The 2,759-nt window shown below is 41.2% G+C and carries 2 protein-coding genes; both read left to right on the top strand.

Annotated elements, in window-relative coordinates; translation table 11 throughout:
• Positions 1-180 precede the first annotated feature (180 nt).
• On the top strand, positions 181-753 hold the full coding sequence (locus NC99_RS20895; protein WP_082326625.1) for a DUF4062 domain-containing protein: 573 nt from the start codon (positions 181-183) through the stop codon (positions 751-753).
• Positions 746-2,230 carry an RNA-binding domain-containing protein gene (locus tag NC99_RS20890; RefSeq protein ID WP_053188752.1) on the top strand — a complete coding sequence of 495 codons (1,485 nt, stop codon included), beginning with the start codon at positions 746-748 and terminating at the stop codon, positions 2,228-2,230. Before NC99_RS20895 ends, NC99_RS20890 begins: the two co-directional genes overlap by 8 nt.
• Positions 2,231-2,759: the final 529 nt, after the last annotated feature.

Raw genomic sequence — 2,759 nt, 5'->3', positions numbered from 1 at the left:
GGCAAATGTAGCATTTCCACAGCTTGCAAGTGACCGTTATGCTATGCTGAAAAGAGCCACCGCACAAACAGCACATTTGGTTTTTGCCGACACACAGGCAAAGACTGAAAAACCAGAAGAGCTTTTTTTTGCCAACGCTCGACTGAAATAAAAGAGAATGAATGAACAAAAATGTAAGCAATGCCAGATGATCCACTTAAAATAATGGTTTCCTCGACAGTGTATGGTTCAGAAAGTGATTTAGACCAGATACATGCCATTTTAAAAGGCTATTGCTATGATGTGGTGATGTCAAAAAACGGTACTGTTTATGTCCCTATTGGAGTTTCTAATGAGGAGGCTTGTCTCCAGGCTGTGGAAGATTGCGATTTGTTTCTAGGCATCATTTTTCCAAGATATGGATCAGGTATTACGCACAAGGAATTTTCAAAGGCCATCGAATTGGATAAACCAAGATGGTTCATTTCGCATCATTTCATCGAATACACAAGGCAGCTAATGAAGCAGTTCATGTTTGATGAAGATGGGAGTAGAAACGAGTTTGAAATACAAAGAACTTCTGTTTTGGACAGTATTAAAGTGGTCGATATGTACAATGAAGCCATACAAAATCACTTGGATTCTGATAAAAGAAGGTCTCATTGGGCACATCCTTTTTTCAAGACTACTGAAACCTTTGATTTTTTAAGGACACAGTTCAGCGATATGGGTAGACGTATTGATGAAATAAATAAAATGAATAACAATGAATAGCGAACAACTCATAAAAAGCTTACTGAAACAAGGAGAAGGCGAGCAGCTTGAGTTTAAACAGGTTATTCGCAAAGATGCCATTGGCAAGAGTATTTGTGCCTTTCTTAATCATGAAGGTGGTCAGGTGCTTGTTGGCGTTTCTGATGATAATAAAGTAGTCGGTATTAACGATGCAGAAAGATGGGAGAAAGAACTCACCGAATATCTGAACACGGCCATTATTCCGGAAGCACCGGTTATGGTTTCTTTAGAACAGGTAGGCAGCAAACAGGTCATTTTGGTGAAAGTGTGGGCCGGCTCCAAGCAGCCCTACATATTTGACGGCAGCATCTATTTCCGTAGAGGTCAAAGCACAGTAAAGGCCACATCACAGGAGATTTCAGATCTAATCCACAATCGTCAGAAAACTGAATTGCATTGGGAACGTCAGATTGCTTTGGGTGTAGAATTGGAAGATTTGGACATTCATGAAATTCAAACGACTATTACTCGCTCTATCAACGAAAGCAAGCTGGATGAAAGCAAAGGAAACCCCATTGACTTTTTAACCCATTTTGGACTATTCCAGAATGGACATTTCACCAATGCTGCTTTAGTACTGTTTGCTAAAAATCCAGCTCGGTTTATACCACAAGCACGTGTTCGGGTCGCTTTTTTGGAAAAAGGAAAAACAGCTAATGAATTTGTGGATGACAAACTACTCGATGGAAATCTTTTCAAAAATATTACGGCCGTGCAAGATTTCTTTGAAAAGCATCTGCGCACTTCCAGGAAATTCAGTGAAAAGGAATGGGAGCGTCAAGATGAGTATGTAGTGCCAATGTCAGCACTCCGAGAGGGTGTGATGAATGCCCTGGTGCATCGTGATTACAGTGTGCCATCGGCATCCATGTCGGTCATTATTTACAGTGATAAAATTGAAATCTTCAATTCCGGCAAGTCACCATTGAAAGCTGCAGAGCTTAAAAAGAGTCATTTGTCGCTTCCTGTTAACCCAGACATTGCTCACATGGCGTTCCTAAGAGGTTACATTGAGAAAATTGGCAGAGGAACTATCAAGATAATGGATGCTTGCAAGACTGCTGGTCTTAAAGCACCAAAATGGACAACGTCTGAAAGTAGTGTTAAGCTATCATTTCCTCTTAATGTAAAACTTGGCGGAGCTACTGACGGAGCAAATGGCGGAGCAAGTAACGATACACTTACTACTAAGCTTGACGGAGCTATTGACGGAGCTATTGACGGAGCTACTAAAGCGACTAAGCGTAAACTTTCTGTTCTTCTTAAAGCCATAGTTAGTAATGAAGGTAAACGAACACCCGATTACAAAGGGATTACCAAACTAGGGAGTGGGAGAACAATGGAAAGGTACATTGAACAGCTAAAGGAAGTCGGTTTCATTGAATTCAAAGGAACAGCAGCCCAAACAGGCGGATATTTCATAACTGACAAACTGAAAAAAATTATCAGCTCATGAATCAGGAAGTCAGAAAGTTTTTAATCGACCAATGTGTAAAAGGACAGCCGATTTATTATGAAGCAATTGGCCAGATACCCCGGCTTCCCCCTTGTTTGAGCGAAGCAGTACGAGGGGTTCGCTGTCTTTAGTGGAGTTTGTAACTCATTTTATAACCCCCCCCTGCTCCCCACACTCTACTGGAACCCGCTCCTCAATATCTGTCGAAAGCAGTTAGCTGCTGGTGCAGATATGTCATCCGCACCTTATTAACGCCGGATTTTCAATCCGCATGGAAGAAGGGAGGTTTGCTGGTTTAATCGGAAGCTACTCGCAAGCCTCGTTTCGAATGGCCCAGTGCTCCTGTTATTAGCTACAGGAGTAATCCAGTTCATTCTATTTTACTGAAGCTGTGGAATCTGGATTAACCGATTGCTGCCGGAGTGGGCAAGTTTTTAGTTCGAATAATTTTACAAATAACTAATTTTTGAAGTACATTTGCAACTAATCAATTAAAGTCAGATGAACCATGGAAATGCTACATTTGCCT

The sequence above is a fragment of the Sunxiuqinia dokdonensis genome (genome assembly GCF_001270965.1).
GTDB classification, from domain to species: Bacteria; Bacteroidota; Bacteroidia; order Bacteroidales; family Prolixibacteraceae; genus Sunxiuqinia; species Sunxiuqinia dokdonensis.
Note: the sequence above shows the minus strand (reverse complement) of the source record. Positions and strands in the feature narration are given on the sequence as shown.

Bases quoted from the DNA above. Each gene is read 5' to 3' on its own strand.
- NC99_RS20895 (WP_082326625.1), top strand. From the start codon at position 181: ATGCCAGATGATCCACTTAAAATAATGGTTTCCTCGACAGTGTATGGT.
- NC99_RS20890 (WP_053188752.1), top strand. From the start codon at position 746: ATGAATAGCGAACAACTCATAAAAAGCTTACTGAAACAAGGAGAAGGC.